Here is a 12,817-nt window from a genome sequence, read left to right as displayed (position 1 = left end):
CCCCAAAAAGTGGATGGCTTATAATCCAATCATTATTTCACCGTGCTTAAGGCATCTCCAAAGTAAAGGTTCCAAGCTTTCCTGCCCGCAGTTCATGGAGTAACGTACGTGATGCCTTCTCCAGATCCACTCTCCCGCCACTGATGAGGCAGCCACGTTTACGCCCTATCGCTTCCAGAACGGCAACGATCTCATCGGGGTTCTCCAGATCCTCAGGAAGCTTATCAATCCCGAAGCGTTCCTTAAACCGGGAACCATAATCCGAGACCAGATATTTGACAGCATAAAAGGCGATATCCTCGACGTTCAGAATCTCCTCTTTAATAGCTCCGGTTACCGCAAGGCGGTAGCCTACATCCTGATCCTCGAACTTTGGCCACAGAATACCCGGGGTATCCAGAAGTTCCAGATTTCCGCCCGTTTTGATCCATTGCTGGCCCTTTGTGACCCCTGGACGGTCACCGGTCGCAGCGATGCTCTTGCCTGCCATCCGGTTAATGAGCGTCGATTTGCCCACATTGGGAATCCCCACAATTAGTGCGCGCATCGCCCGCGGATTCATCCCCTTGGCAATTTGCCGATCAATTTTCTCCTTCAGCAGCAGTTTAACCTGTTCAGGGATTTCCTTCACACCTGTTCCGGTAGACGCATCTACAGGATGGGCGACATGCCCCTGGGCTTTGAAGTACGACAACCATTTACGCGTCGCTTCTGGATCAGCCAAATCTGCTTTATTCAGAATAATCAATCTCGGCTTGTCCCGTAAAATATCGTCAATCATCGGATTGCGGCTGGAAAGCGGCAGACGGGAATCGAGCAGTTCTATTGCAACATCTATCAGCTTCAGCTTATCCTCAATTTGCCGTCTAGCCTTCGTCATATGACCCGGAAACCATTGAATGGCCATTGCCGTCACCTCCTTTGACTTCTGTCAGCTTAATGGTTAATTACTGAAATGTCTTTGACCGGCCAAAAAATCAGATCTGCACGGCCTACAATATCACCAAGCGGCACATAACCGATCATCCGGCTGTCTGTACTGTCTGAGCGGTTATCCCCCATTACGAATACATGTCCTTCGGGCACTGTGCCGTCAGTAAAATCTTCGTTAGGGAAATTTTTATTATTGTACAAAGCATTATTATTATGCGCTTCATCAATCGCGCCTTGAATGTAAGTTTCGTTCACAGGTTCACCGTTAACTGTAACGACATCCCCTTCGACTTTCACCGTATCTCCAGCCACTCCAATTACGCGCTTGATGAAGTCCTTGCCCTCTGAAGGCACATGAAACACAATCACCTCGCCACGCTGCGGAGAGCGGATGTCATACAAGATTTCATTTACAATTACCCGTTCACCGGTATGGAAATTAGGCTTCATGGAAGGTCCATCCACAATAAACGGCTTAAATAAAAGCCATCGTATCAGAATTACCAGAACCAATGCAATTGCTATCGCTTTAATCCATTCCAATACTTCATTCTTCTGTTTCTTGGGGTTCTGTCCGCCGGACTCCACGATCTCCCCTTGTCCCTGCTGCAAATCCTGCTGCATAATTCACCGTCCTCTCTTCATCCTATACTCACTATACAACACAAAAAAACTCCTGCCAAAAACCCCTCCACGATTACTCCTTCAGGAGGCCTTTTCGGAGAAGCTGATCCTAAGGCAACTATTTCAATGTCCATTATTGGGGTCGAGAAGAACCGGATATAGCAACAAGAATAAACGAAAGGGGCTTGAACTCAAGCCCCTTTCCTTTGTCACTATTCTAGCGACGGATTTCTTTAATTCTTGCAGCTTTACCGCGCAGTTCACGAAGATAGTACAGCTTCGCACGACGAACTTTACCACGGCGAGCCACTTCGATTTTCTCGAGTTTAGGCGAGTTGATTGGGAAAGTTCTTTCCACACCAACACCGTAAGAAATTTTACGAACCGTAAAAGTCTCACCAATTCCACCGCCGCGACGTTTGATTACAACGCCTTCGAACAACTGGATCCGTTCACGAGTTCCTTCGATAACTTTTACGTGTACCTTCAAAGTGTCACCCGGGCGAAAACTCGGGATATCTTTGCGGATTTGTTCTTGCGTAATTGCTTGTAGGATATTCATTTAGGACTTCCTCCTTCCGTACAGGTGTTCATGCCTCTTCCGGAGAGACCATCGCTCTCCCTCATTATCCGCAGAGGACCACCGTATTCCACACAACAGAAATAATAATAACATAAAGAGTAGGCTAATACAACTATATTTTTAGAGCGGCAGCATATCCTTCTTTTGGGCTTTGGTTTTGCATTCCTTGCATAGTCCGACTACGCTTCCATTATCCTGGGCATAAAAGATAAGTTTGCCGTTTCTCTTCTTGCATGAGGAACAGAGCTGATCCGTGGAACTCTGCTTAGCTTTGCGGTGTCTGTCCATCGAGATCACATTGCTGGCCGTTGCAGTCTTTGGACTTCCGGCCCTCTTATGCCGTCTGTTAAACAGCCAGTAAACAACCACAACAAATAACAATACGATCAGGATTGCTGCATATCGCATCAGGCTTCATCCGCTCCCTTGACTTTTTACAGTCAAAATAGTAATAGACCGCCCTTCGTGGTGCCTGAGAGTCGGTCTGTTTTCTGCTGCCAGGCTCCGTTACACTTCTACACTTCCATTGCTCTGATTTCCAACCCGCCGTTTCAGCTTTACTGAACCTTTCATCTACAGCTAATTTTAACACAATCGTTTATTGATTTGTAGTCGCGCCCATGGGTACTGGACTTTAGTCCAGCACAGCAACCGGTCTCCAGCCTGTTATTCAATTATTTACCATAATATATAATAACGATTATACATAAGCAATATACAGACTTTTAGGAGGGGCTCCATTTGAAAAAAAATTATAAACCAGCAAAGATTGCAGCACTGGCTGTTTTCTCCATTGTACTATTAGCCGGCTGCAGAGAACTACCTGGCAAGGAAGCTGCCGATAATCAACTTGAACAGCGCTTATCCGGCAACTCCCAACAGGAAGTTGCTGACAGCAATGGGGAGTTTGAAGAATTCTCTAGTGAACTCGGGCAGGAAATCAGTGAAGCAGCAGCAGATTTAGGGCAGGATATCGGAGAAGCCATGGAAAATGTGCATCAAGCCGTTCAGAATACTGCGTCCGTCGTGGCAGAACAGATCACAGCCGACAGTGTCAGCAAAGAACTTGTTGCCACCTCGAAAGTGGGGTCTTCCTCTACACTTACCCTGGACAATGCAGTGGGTGAGGTTGAGGTCATCTCCTCTACAGGAAATACTGTCAACGTAACCGCTACTATTGTAGCCCATCATGCCTCCAGCAAATATGCTCCAGAGTTGTTTGATAATGCTGAAGTATCTGTAAAAATTAGCGGTGACGAGCTTAAAGTATCCACCTATGCCAAGGACAGTCCCAAAAAGGATTTATGGTCCTGGGCACACAAAAAATACGGCTATTCAGATTTCAGCATCAACTACCTGATTGAGCTTCCAGCTAGTGTCGACAGATTTGAAATCAATAATGATGTAGGTTCTATTGAGCTGAGCCAGTTGCAGGGAACCTTTGACATTTCGAGCGATGTTGGAGCCATCACACTCCGGGATGTTGAAGTCACCGGCAAGTCCAAGGTAGAGACAGATACCGGAAGCATCGAGCTAAATATCAATGAGATGAAAAACGGCAGCAGTCTCAAAGCTAAAAGTGACATAGGTAAAATATCCGCCTCTTTGGACAGCAGTCTCAAATGCACCGTGGAGGCCTCCAGTGAGCTTGGACATATTTCCGGTACAGGTTCGGGCAAACATGATTTAAACGGGGGTGGACCGCTATTGTCCCTATCCACGGAAATCGGCTCCATCTCCATACAGAACTAAAATGAAAGACACCGAACCGAATATCAAAATTTACGTATATACGCAAAAAATGGGCTTCCCAGATTAGGGAGGCCCACTTTTTCGCCTTTTAGATCAGCGCGATTGCCAGCAGTGTAAACAAGCTTAAAGTTAAAATTTCACTGCCGTACCCATAAAAACCACCGTAATAATTGCCTGGGTAAAATGCCGAGGTTTTCATTTTTCCGTTGCCCTTCGTTTTCAGATAGACATTGTTCCGATCCACATCCACGATGATACCTTCATGCTGTTTTCCATCGGTTGTCATAATCCGTACCCTTTTGTTTTTGCATTGCAGACAATTATAATATGCTTCCACCCGTAACTCCTCCTTTACTGTAATGATTTATATTATGACTGGAGGGATTAGCCGGTAACGGCTAAGTTACCATTGTGAAATATATGTGAAATAAATAACTTGTGAACAATGTGTGTCTTTTTCGTTGGAAAAGGTTTATAATAAGATTACAAACAGTAAAGCGCTTACGGGCTTGTATATGTACTAATCCGAACTTAAGGAGGCATGAATCATGAGTACAGCAGGGAGAAATTTTATTAACGAGGGAATACTGCGCATCGCCTTGTTCCTAATCTTTGCATCACTTACTTACACAGTAAGAAACTACGTCTGGGCCATTATCGTACTCACGGTTGTTGCATTATATGCATTGGTTACTGGGATCATTAAGCTTACCCGCAGTGACAGTGAAGTACTAGAGCGACGATAACCAAGTGGAAACGGCTTTGCCGTCCTCAAAAGGACGGTATCCGTTTCAGCGAGAAATAGAAGGATAGTTTATAGCGTGAAGCATATAAATTCTGCCCTGAAAATAAAGTTTCTTCAGAACACCAAAGTACACATACCAAAACAAACCCCATGTTTTTTATTTTTTTGAAATCGGCTGTCAGGCCAATTGTTCACTCAGGTTTACTTGATACCCCAACGATTCCAAGCGTTTTATGGATCGGTTCATCACCATCTCGTGGTTTCGTTGGTCGAAGTAGTCAAACCCTAATTCTTTATATGCCTGTCTTCGCGTTAACAAGACATAGACTATCGCTAAAATGCTGTGACCGACGGCTACGGCCGCTCTGTTTTTTCCTCGCCTGCCTGCGATCCGGTGATATTGGGCCGACAGGTAGGTATTCTTTTTTCGTCCTGCCGCGCGCGCAGATTCTACGAGTGCGCTTCGCAGCTTTTTATTTCCTTTTCGCGTCCTCGCCGATCGCTTCTTTCCCGCACTTTCATCGTGACCTGGAGTCATTCCTGCCCATGAGCACAAGTGCCCCGCGCTTGGAAACCGTGTCATGTCCGTTCCGATTTCTGCCAGAATCTGCTCCGCAGTTCGTTTACCAACACCGGGAATGGTATCCAATAACTTCAGGTCCTCCGCAAAAGGGGACATCCGGCGTTCCACTTCTTCATCCAGTTCTGTGATGAGCTCATTCAGTTGGTCGATATGCGACAACTGTTTTTCCAGCATGAGCAGTTGATGTGGACCCAGGCTACCCTCAAGGGCAAGCTTCAATTGCTCTTTTTTCGCCTTCAGCTTCTTTTGTGCAAAATTCGCCAAAGTCGATGGATCCGTTTCGCCCTGAATCATGGCTTCCAGCATGCTCCGTCCAGACACCCCCAGCACATTGGACGCCACCGATGAGAGCTTGATATTCCCACCCTCCAGCACCTTCTGCAGACGATTCACTTCCCGGCTCCGTTCTTCAATTATACTTCGCCGGTAGCGAATGATTTCCCGAAGCTCACGTTGCTCCCGACCCGGAATATAGCTCCCCTGCACCAGTCCATGCCGGAGCAACTTTGCAATCCACTCCGCATCCTTCACATCCGTTTTCCGCCCGGGTACTGCTTTGATATGCTGCGCGTTCACCACGACCGGCTTGACGTCTTCCAGTTCAAGCAGGTTATAAATCGGTTTCCAGTAATCCCCGGTGCTCTCCATCGCGACATGGCTGCACCGCTCGCTTTTGATCCAATCCACCAGATCGACCAGCCGACGAGTCAGTGTTTCAAAACTTCGAATCTCCTTTCCTTTCGGCGTAATGATACATGCTGTGATGCTTTTCTTGTGTACATCCAGTCCACAGCAACGTTCAATGAATACTTCCATCTTTGCTTCTCCTACCTGCTGGCCGAGATTAAGGCTGGTGCAAAGACCAATGCTAAGGTTATTCTGCCCTGCGTGCTTCCCAATGGGAGCAACAATCTGTGATGCACCGGGTCGTTGGGGTCCGTCTTATATGCGGGTTCGTATCACCAAGAATTTCCGACCTACCTTCGCCAGCCCACTACCCAGTATCGCCCATATTTTCATTCCTCAGTGGTGCCGCGCAGCGGCATGGGGGTCTTATATTTGGACAAAAAACCGCTTCATACGGAATCTTGAATCCGTATGAAGCGGTTTTTTAGTGTCTTATCGGAGTAACAGGATTTGAACCTGCGACCTCACCCACCCCAAGGGTGCGCGCTACCAGGCTGCGCTATACCCCGACGGCTACTCCGTAACTTCCGCGCCATTATCACGTTCTGTCAACGATTGCCCATACGGTCGTCACAGCTTTTACCAATCTCGCGTTTATTATAGCGTATGGCCGTGCACCTATGCAATAAAATAACGCGCACCTGTACAAACTTGTTCACATGCGATATAATGCGAACATACATTCGCAATCGAACGGAGGCACTGTAATGTCCGCAACACGCAACTCACCCGCATCTATCACCGCAGAAGTCCGCAACTTCATCCGTCCTTACACGATCCTTCCGATGGTGAAAGCCGCCTTCGAACGGGACTCCCAGATATTCCTCTCGATGCACACACTTGACCCGTACGTCGCGTGGCTGACACAGGCCCGGGAAAGATTAACGCAAGAAGAGCTCATGATAAAGGCGCAGGCACATCAGAGCGGAATTAGCATTATAGAAAAACAGCACATAGATGGCACGCTAAAGATTCGTTATCAATGCCAGGCTGGCATCGGTGACTTAGCAATCCCGGATGCCGAGGTTGCAGAGGAAGCTGCGGACCTTATGCGGCGGCTATTGACGTTCTAAAACGAAAATAAGCGCAGATCTCCGGGTTCTCATCAAAGCAATGCTTTCTTCTGTGAAAATAGTTTTTAATATATTCTTAAAATTTTATAGATTTTTAAATTACGTTATGCTATACTCTTGGCACAAGGAAAGGAGGTGCGTTCACATCAAGCATGACATGCTGAACGTATCCCTTACCCGGACCAACGGCTGAACAACTGGCTTTGGTGGCGCGGGATACGGATCAAAGTAATAAAACAGCGCCTCGGGTAGAGAGACCGTCTTCGGACGGTCTTTTTCATGTAAAAAACCATTAAAGCAGCGGGTCATTGATCCGTCTGTTCTAATGGTTTTTTTGGGTTACTGCTGCTATTACTATAGCACTTCTCCTATTGGACCTGTTGCCAGGGTCTGTTCTCTACTCAAAAAAGGGGGTTACGATTTACGATTCGTATAAAAATCGATAATATCGCTTACTGTGCGGAGCGGCTCCGCTTCCTTGTGGACAGTGTCCACGTCCGGTTTAAATTCTTCACGCGTATTCGTAGTCACTTTCAGTTCATTCCTTTCAATTGTTAAGCTAGCTGCATCTAAGCTGCATATCTTATTGCGGCACCTCTATTTATTACCCTAAAAAAAGGATAACTACGCACATTTGCTCTTATTTTTTTGTGAAGCTTATGTGTCTGTTAAATTAATCACTACATAACAAAAAACGCCTCCTCAACGTAATATACGTTAAAAAGACGTGTGATATGCCTTGTGCCATTAATTATTTTGTTCAGGCTTGTTCTGCTGCTGCCGCAAACGCTCCAGTGTCTTCTTATCCTTCACCGTTAATTCGGCGGTATCCAGAAGATCCGGTCTCCGCTCCAGGGTTCGTTCCAGAGCCTGCTCACGCCGCCATATTTCGATATTGGCATGGTGACCGCTCAGCAGCATATCCGGCACCTTCCATCCCCGAAACTCAGCCGGACGCGTATAATGCGGATACTCCAGCAGGCCGGTGCTGAACGAATCTGTTATCGCTGAGGTTTCATTCCCGAGGGCCCCGGGCTGCAGCCGTACCACCGAATCGATGACCGTCAGGGCGGGCAGCTCACCACCAGTCAGCACGTAATCCCCAATGGACAGCTCATCCGTTACGAGATGCTCTCTGATCCGTTCATCATAACCTTCATAATGGCCACAGATAAAGATCAGATGCTGCTCCTGGGCCAATTCCTCGGCGATGTGCTGGTTATATTGTTTTCCCTGCGGGCACATAAGGATAATACGCGGTTTCACAGGAGAAGCAGACGTACGTTCCGCTATTGCTCCAGTACCATGCTGGCGCTCATCTCCGTTTACATCGTCGCTTTCGGAAAAACTTCCCGCAATGATCTCCTTAGCTTGCTGTCCATCCTGCGAGATGCCCAGCACATGTTCCACGGCAGCAAAGATTGGGTCAGGCTTCAGCACCATGCCCCCACCTCCGCCATAGGGCGTGTCATCCACACTGTTATGCTTGTTGCCTGAGAAATCACGGAAATTGACTGCGTTTAGGGAGACGATACCTTTTTCACGTGCTTTGCCAAGAATACTTGTGCCAAATACACCCTCACACATTTCCGGGAAGAGCGTCAGCACATCAATTCTCATCATGGCAATAGTCCTTCCATCAGGTGAACGGTGATTTTCTGGGCTGCAATATCCACGTCAAGCACTACATCATTGATGACCGGAATAAGAATATCCTGTCCTTTGGCCGGCTTCACAACCCAGACGTCGTTGGCTCCAGGCTGCAGGATGTCTGTAATCGTGCCCAGCGGCTGGCTTCCATCCTCATCAGTGTATACTTCGCAGCCAACGATGTGGTGGAAGTAATATTCATTTTCCGGAAGCTCGACCAGATCATCACTAGGAACCTTAAGCAGGCTGCCTTTATATTTCTCGATCTGATTGATGTTGGTATAGCCCTTCAGTTTGGCAATGAACATCCCTTTATGCTCTTTGGCGGATTCCACGATCACCTCGAATTTCGGACTTCCATCAGCGGGGATAAGCAGCAGCTTTTTGCCCGGCGCAAAGCGGACATCCGGAAAATCGGTATGCGATAAAATCTTGACCTCCCCGCGAATGCCGTGGGTATTGACCAGCCTGCCTACGGTTAACTCTTCCGTCATATAATCCTCTCCTTCAAATATTATCAGCGTTACTGCTGCAATAGGACTCGTACATAAATGGCACGGCAACGCCTATTTTGGTTCTTTGTACATTAATCTATACTGCTATATTTGAACAAAAAGGAGCCGGGATATACTATCCCTAGCCCCTCATTGAACGCATCCATTAAGATAAAATATCCACGGTAACGCGTTTATCGCTCTTGACTGCTGCAGATGTGACTACTGTGCGAAGCGCTTTGGCGATCCGCCCCTGCTTGCCAATGACCTTGCCGACATCATCAGGATGTACGGAGAGCTCATATACAATCAGGTGATCCTTCTCTACAGTCCGCACGATCACATCTTCTGGATGATCCACTAAAGCCTTAGCAATAACACCAACTAATTCTTCCATAGAGGACCCTCGCAATCAGTCATTATTTCTGTTGCTTCAGCTCATGGAACTTCTTCATCACGCCTGCTTTGGAAAGCAAGTTGCGGACGGTATCAGATGCTTGTGCACCTGTTTGAAGCCATTTAAGAGCTTTTTCCTCATCGATCTTAACTACTGCCGGTTGTTCAATCGGATTATAATAACCGATTTCCTCGATGAAACGACCGTCACGAGGGGACCGGGAATCGGAAACCACTACACGATAGAAAGGCGCTTTATGTGCACCCATTCTTTTCAAACGAATACGTACTGCCACGAAATTCACCTCCTTAAAAGAATATCGAAAGATTGGGAAGAGTTTGCCGGAAACCTTTTTTCGATCCCTCCCAAACCCTCCCTTAGCCAAGGGAGGGCCCCAAGGGCTCTGCCCTCTGGACACCCGGTTAAGTGCAATTGTCGTGGGCATTCAGACTGGCGGGACCTGGGATAGTTCGGGCAGGACCGCTTTTCGTCCCTGGCGGGACCCGCTTAACAACGGACGGTACTAGGGAACTGGTTTTACAAACTCTTTAGATCAAAAGATTAAGATCAAAAGATTAAGACCCTCTTGATCATCTGATGTTGTACAATGTCTGATCTATTAGAAACTACCAAAGGCAAACTCTTCTTAAATCAACGGAAAGGGAACTTCATACCCTTGCCGCCGCCAAGGCTCTTAAGCTGCTTCATGGCGTTTTTCTTACCGCCCTTACCGCCGCCGCCGCCCATCATACCGGAGAACTGCTTCATCATTTTGCGCATTTCATCGAACTGCTTGATGAGACGGTTAACCTCGGCTACGTTGGTTCCGCTGCCTGCGGCGATGCGCTTGCGGCGGTTATGATTGATGATCTCTGGCTGGGCTTTCTCCGCTTTGGTCATCGAATGAACAATTGCTTCGACGCGGCCCATCTGCTTGTCGTCGACCTTCAGGTCCTTCATGCCTTTGGCTTTATTCATGCCAGGCAGCATGTCGAGAATCTGGTCGATCGGGCCAAGCTTCTTGACCTGATCCATCTGCTCCAGGAAATCGTCGAACGTAAATTCCGCATTACGCATCTTACGTTCCATTTCCTTCGCTTTTTCGGTATCAATGTTGGCCTGAGCCTTCTCGATCAAGGAGAGCATATCGCCCATGCCGAGAATCCGTGAAGCCATCCGTTCCGGGTGGAACGGTTCCAGCGCATCGATCTTCTCGCCCAGTGCGGCGAATTTGATCGGAGTGCCGGTTACCGCTTTGACGGACAATGCCGCACCACCGCGGCTGTCGCCGTCGAGCTTCGTCAGCACTACGCCGGTAAGCTCAAGCTGCTTGTTGAAGCTGTCGGCTACATTTACAGCATCCTGACCTGTCATGGCATCCACTACAAGCAGCACCTCGTCAGGATTCACGACGTTATGGATCTGCTTCAGCTCTTCCATCAGCTCTTCATCAATATGCAGGCGGCCTGCAGTATCGATGATCACATAATCCAGTCCGTTGTCCTTCGCGTGCTGGACCGCTTGTCTGGCAATCTCCACCGGGCTCGTCTGATCTCCCAGAGAGAATACTGGAACCTTAATTTGTTCGCCCAGCACCTGCAGCTGCTTGATTGCAGCCGGCCGGTAAATATCGCCCGCTACAAGCAAAGGACGGTGATTGCCCTTCTGCAGCAGCTTGGCCAGCTTGCCTGAAGTGGTCGTCTTACCGGCCCCTTGCAGACCCGCCATCATAATGACTGTCGGCGGCTTATTGGACTTGGCCAGCTTCGCTTGGCTTCCACCCATCAGGTCGGTTAATTCCTTGTTAACGATATCAATGATGACCATGCCGGGAGTAAAGCTGTCCATCACTTCCTTGCCGATCGACTTCTCCTTCACCTTGGACACGAAGTCCTTGACTACTTTGAAGTTAACATCGGCTTCCAGAAGCGCCAGCCGCACTTCACGCATCGCTTCGTTGACGTCATCTTCAGTTACTTTTCCTTTGCCGCGCAGCTTGCTGAACACATTCTGCAATCTTCCGGTTAAACCTTCAAACGCCATATGCGGCTGTCTCCCTTCATGCTACTCTAACCTCTGCAAACGATCCAGGATATCCGTGAACCGCTGTTTATATTGCTCAGGCAGCATCCCATTGTCCGGCAGTCTGCGCAGTTCTTCTAAATATCGGTTGCGGTCTTCATGCTTGGCAAGAAGCCCAAGCTTCTCTTCATAATTCTCCAGCACTTGCTCCGCACGTTTAATATGTTCATAAACGGCTTGGCGGCTGATTTCAAATTCCGCGGCGATCTCTCCGAGTGAGAAATCATCGTGGAAATAATATTTAAGAAACGTTTGCTGCTTGTCAGTAAGCAGGCGTTCATAGAAAGCAAATAACAAGTTAATCCGGTTAGTTTTCTCGAGCCTATTCTCCTGACTCATTAAGGGCACTCCCTTCGTCAAGGAAAAACACTTTACAGCTTCACAACGTCCCTTATGATACCGAAAACAAAGAAAGATGTCAAGCCTTTTTGCTTGTCATCTTATTCTTTGTGCCCAAACCCTAATTTCTGTCCCGAAATGCTCTGAATTAACGGATGGGAAGCAGGTAAATCAGCACCGCGAAAAAGTGGGTCACACTTCCCGCCAGTACAAACACATGCCAGATGGCGTGGTGGTACGGGAAACCTCTCCATACATAAAAGATGGTCCCCAGCGTGTACAATATTCCACCTGCCATCAGCAGTGTCATGCCCCCTCCGGCCACTACAGCCGATAAAGGATTCCAGGCGATCACAATCAGCCAGCCCATCGCAATGTAGAAGACAGTGGACATGAACAGAAACCTTTTGACGAAGTAGGCCTTGAACAATACTCCGAAGAATGCCACTCCCCAGATAATGCCGAACAGGCTCCATCCAAGCGTGCCACGAATGGCTACCAGCAAAAATGGTGTATAGGTACCGGCAATAAACAGATAAATCGAGGAGTGGTCAAAGAATTCGAACAGATCCTTCGCTTTGCCCTCCCTGAGACTATGAACCAGTGTGGAATTCAGATACAGAAGCAGCATCGTCGTTCCATAAATGGAAAAGCTGACTACATGCCAAGCCGTCCCCTTCAGACTGGCAAATACAACAAGCAGGACAAGTGCAGCTACACTCAGTACCGTACCTATACCATGAGTAATTGCATTGGCTACCTCTTCCCTGCGGCTGTAAGTATGCGTGTTTGCCATAATAAAATCCTTCCGTTTGCGGTTTCCTTCTATTATATCGTTTTCCCGGAACTCATTCCAGCCTATAGCCTCATTTGGG

General features: G+C 47.8%; 16 protein-coding genes and 1 tRNA gene. 3 read left to right on the top strand and 14 right to left on the bottom strand.

The annotated features are described in order from the left end of the window. Nucleotides 1–46: 46 nt before the first annotated feature. The 4 genes from ylqF to NYE29_RS23725 form a co-directional block, all read right to left on the bottom strand. The gene (gene ylqF / locus NYE29_RS23740; protein WP_038593595.1) at nt 47–907 is read right to left on the bottom strand and encodes a ribosome biogenesis GTPase YlqF; all 861 of its coding nucleotides are present in this window, start codon (nt 905–907) and stop codon (nt 47–49) included. Nucleotides 908–936: 29 nt separating this feature from the next. Next, nucleotides 937–1,557 (bottom strand): signal peptidase I, encoded by a 621-nt coding sequence (gene lepB, locus NYE29_RS23735; RefSeq protein ID WP_038593598.1) that lies wholly within the window; start codon nt 1,555–1,557, stop codon nt 937–939. 217 nt (nt 1,558–1,774) lie between these two features. Continuing rightward, the gene (rplS, locus tag NYE29_RS23730; protein ID WP_038593601.1) at nt 1,775–2,119 is read right to left on the bottom strand and encodes a 50S ribosomal protein L19; all 345 of its coding nucleotides are present in this window, start codon (nt 2,117–2,119) and stop codon (nt 1,775–1,777) included. Between the two features lie 141 nt (nt 2,120–2,260). Next, entirely contained in the window at nt 2,261–2,548 is a 288-nt protein-coding gene (locus tag NYE29_RS23725; protein WP_340897785.1) for a hypothetical protein, read from the bottom strand. A gap of 333 nt (nt 2,549–2,881) precedes the next feature. Between NYE29_RS23725 and NYE29_RS23720 the strand changes: the two genes are divergently transcribed. Beyond that, nucleotides 2,882–3,892 carry a hypothetical protein gene (locus NYE29_RS23720; protein ID WP_038593607.1) on the top strand — a complete coding sequence of 337 codons (1,011 nt, stop codon included), beginning with the start codon at nt 2,882–2,884 and terminating at the stop codon, nt 3,890–3,892. Nucleotides 3,893–3,980: 88 nt separating this feature from the next. On the opposite strand, the gene NYE29_RS23715 is transcribed toward NYE29_RS23720, so the two are convergent. After that, the gene (locus NYE29_RS23715; RefSeq protein ID WP_038593610.1) at nt 3,981–4,229 is read right to left on the bottom strand and encodes a hypothetical protein; all 249 of its coding nucleotides are present in this window, start codon (nt 4,227–4,229) and stop codon (nt 3,981–3,983) included. A 211-nt stretch (nt 4,230–4,440) separates the two neighbouring features. Between NYE29_RS23715 and NYE29_RS23710 the strand changes: the two genes are divergently transcribed. Continuing rightward, nucleotides 4,441–4,638: a hypothetical protein gene (locus NYE29_RS23710; protein ID WP_038593613.1), complete on the top strand. Its 198-nt coding sequence runs from the start codon at nt 4,441–4,443 to the stop codon at nt 4,636–4,638. A 177-nt stretch (nt 4,639–4,815) separates the two neighbouring features. Here NYE29_RS23710 and NYE29_RS23705 read toward each other — a convergent pair whose 3' ends face one another. Both NYE29_RS23705 and NYE29_RS23700 read right to left on the bottom strand, forming a co-directional pair. Then, nucleotides 4,816–6,036, bottom strand: a complete 1,221-nt coding sequence (locus NYE29_RS23705) for an IS110 family transposase (RefSeq protein ID WP_340897784.1) — start codon at nt 6,034–6,036, stop codon at nt 4,816–4,818. Between the two features lie 306 nt (nt 6,037–6,342). Next, nucleotides 6,343–6,416, bottom strand: a tRNA-Pro gene (locus NYE29_RS23700). Between the two features lie 198 nt (nt 6,417–6,614). Here NYE29_RS23700 and NYE29_RS23695 point away from each other — a divergent pair. Then, nucleotides 6,615–6,980 carry a hypothetical protein gene (locus tag NYE29_RS23695; RefSeq protein ID WP_340897783.1) on the top strand — a complete coding sequence of 122 codons (366 nt, stop codon included), beginning with the start codon at nt 6,615–6,617 and terminating at the stop codon, nt 6,978–6,980. A 747-nt stretch (nt 6,981–7,727) separates the two neighbouring features. Here the strand turns inward: NYE29_RS23695 and trmD are convergent. From trmD to trhA, 7 genes are all read right to left on the bottom strand, one after another. Then, the gene (gene trmD, locus NYE29_RS23690; protein ID WP_340899783.1) at nt 7,728–8,600 is read right to left on the bottom strand and encodes a tRNA (guanosine(37)-N1)-methyltransferase TrmD; all 873 of its coding nucleotides are present in this window, start codon (nt 8,598–8,600) and stop codon (nt 7,728–7,730) included. Continuing rightward, complete coding sequence (rimM, locus tag NYE29_RS23685) at nt 8,600–9,124, bottom strand: ribosome maturation factor RimM (RefSeq protein WP_038593619.1); 525 nt, start codon at nt 9,122–9,124, stop codon at nt 8,600–8,602. The genes trmD and rimM overlap by 1 nt, the downstream gene beginning before the upstream one ends. Nucleotides 9,125–9,290: 166 nt before the next feature. Further along, a complete protein-coding gene (locus tag NYE29_RS23680) occupies nt 9,291–9,521 on the bottom strand; it encodes a KH domain-containing protein (protein ID WP_038593622.1) in 231 nt (76 codons plus the stop codon). Between the two features lie 22 nt (nt 9,522–9,543). Then, the gene (gene rpsP / locus NYE29_RS23675; RefSeq protein ID WP_036688604.1) at nt 9,544–9,816 is read right to left on the bottom strand and encodes a 30S ribosomal protein S16; all 273 of its coding nucleotides are present in this window, start codon (nt 9,814–9,816) and stop codon (nt 9,544–9,546) included. 356 nt (nt 9,817–10,172) lie between these two features. Beyond that, nucleotides 10,173–11,564, bottom strand: a complete 1,392-nt coding sequence (gene ffh / locus NYE29_RS23670) for a signal recognition particle protein (RefSeq protein WP_038593625.1) — start codon at nt 11,562–11,564, stop codon at nt 10,173–10,175. A gap of 21 nt (nt 11,565–11,585) precedes the next feature. Beyond that, complete coding sequence (locus tag NYE29_RS23665; protein ID WP_038593628.1) at nt 11,586–11,942, bottom strand: putative DNA-binding protein; 357 nt, start codon at nt 11,940–11,942, stop codon at nt 11,586–11,588. Between the two features lie 148 nt (nt 11,943–12,090). Then, nucleotides 12,091–12,738, bottom strand: a complete 648-nt coding sequence (gene trhA, locus NYE29_RS23660) for a PAQR family membrane homeostasis protein TrhA (RefSeq protein WP_038593630.1) — start codon at nt 12,736–12,738, stop codon at nt 12,091–12,093. Nucleotides 12,739–12,817 lie beyond the last annotated feature (79 nt).

Source organism: Paenibacillus sp. FSL M7-1046 (genome assembly GCF_038007405.1).
GTDB lineage: Bacteria > Bacillota > Bacilli > Paenibacillales > Paenibacillaceae > Paenibacillus_AQ.
Note: the sequence above shows the minus strand (reverse complement) of the source record. Positions and strands in the feature narration are given on the sequence as shown.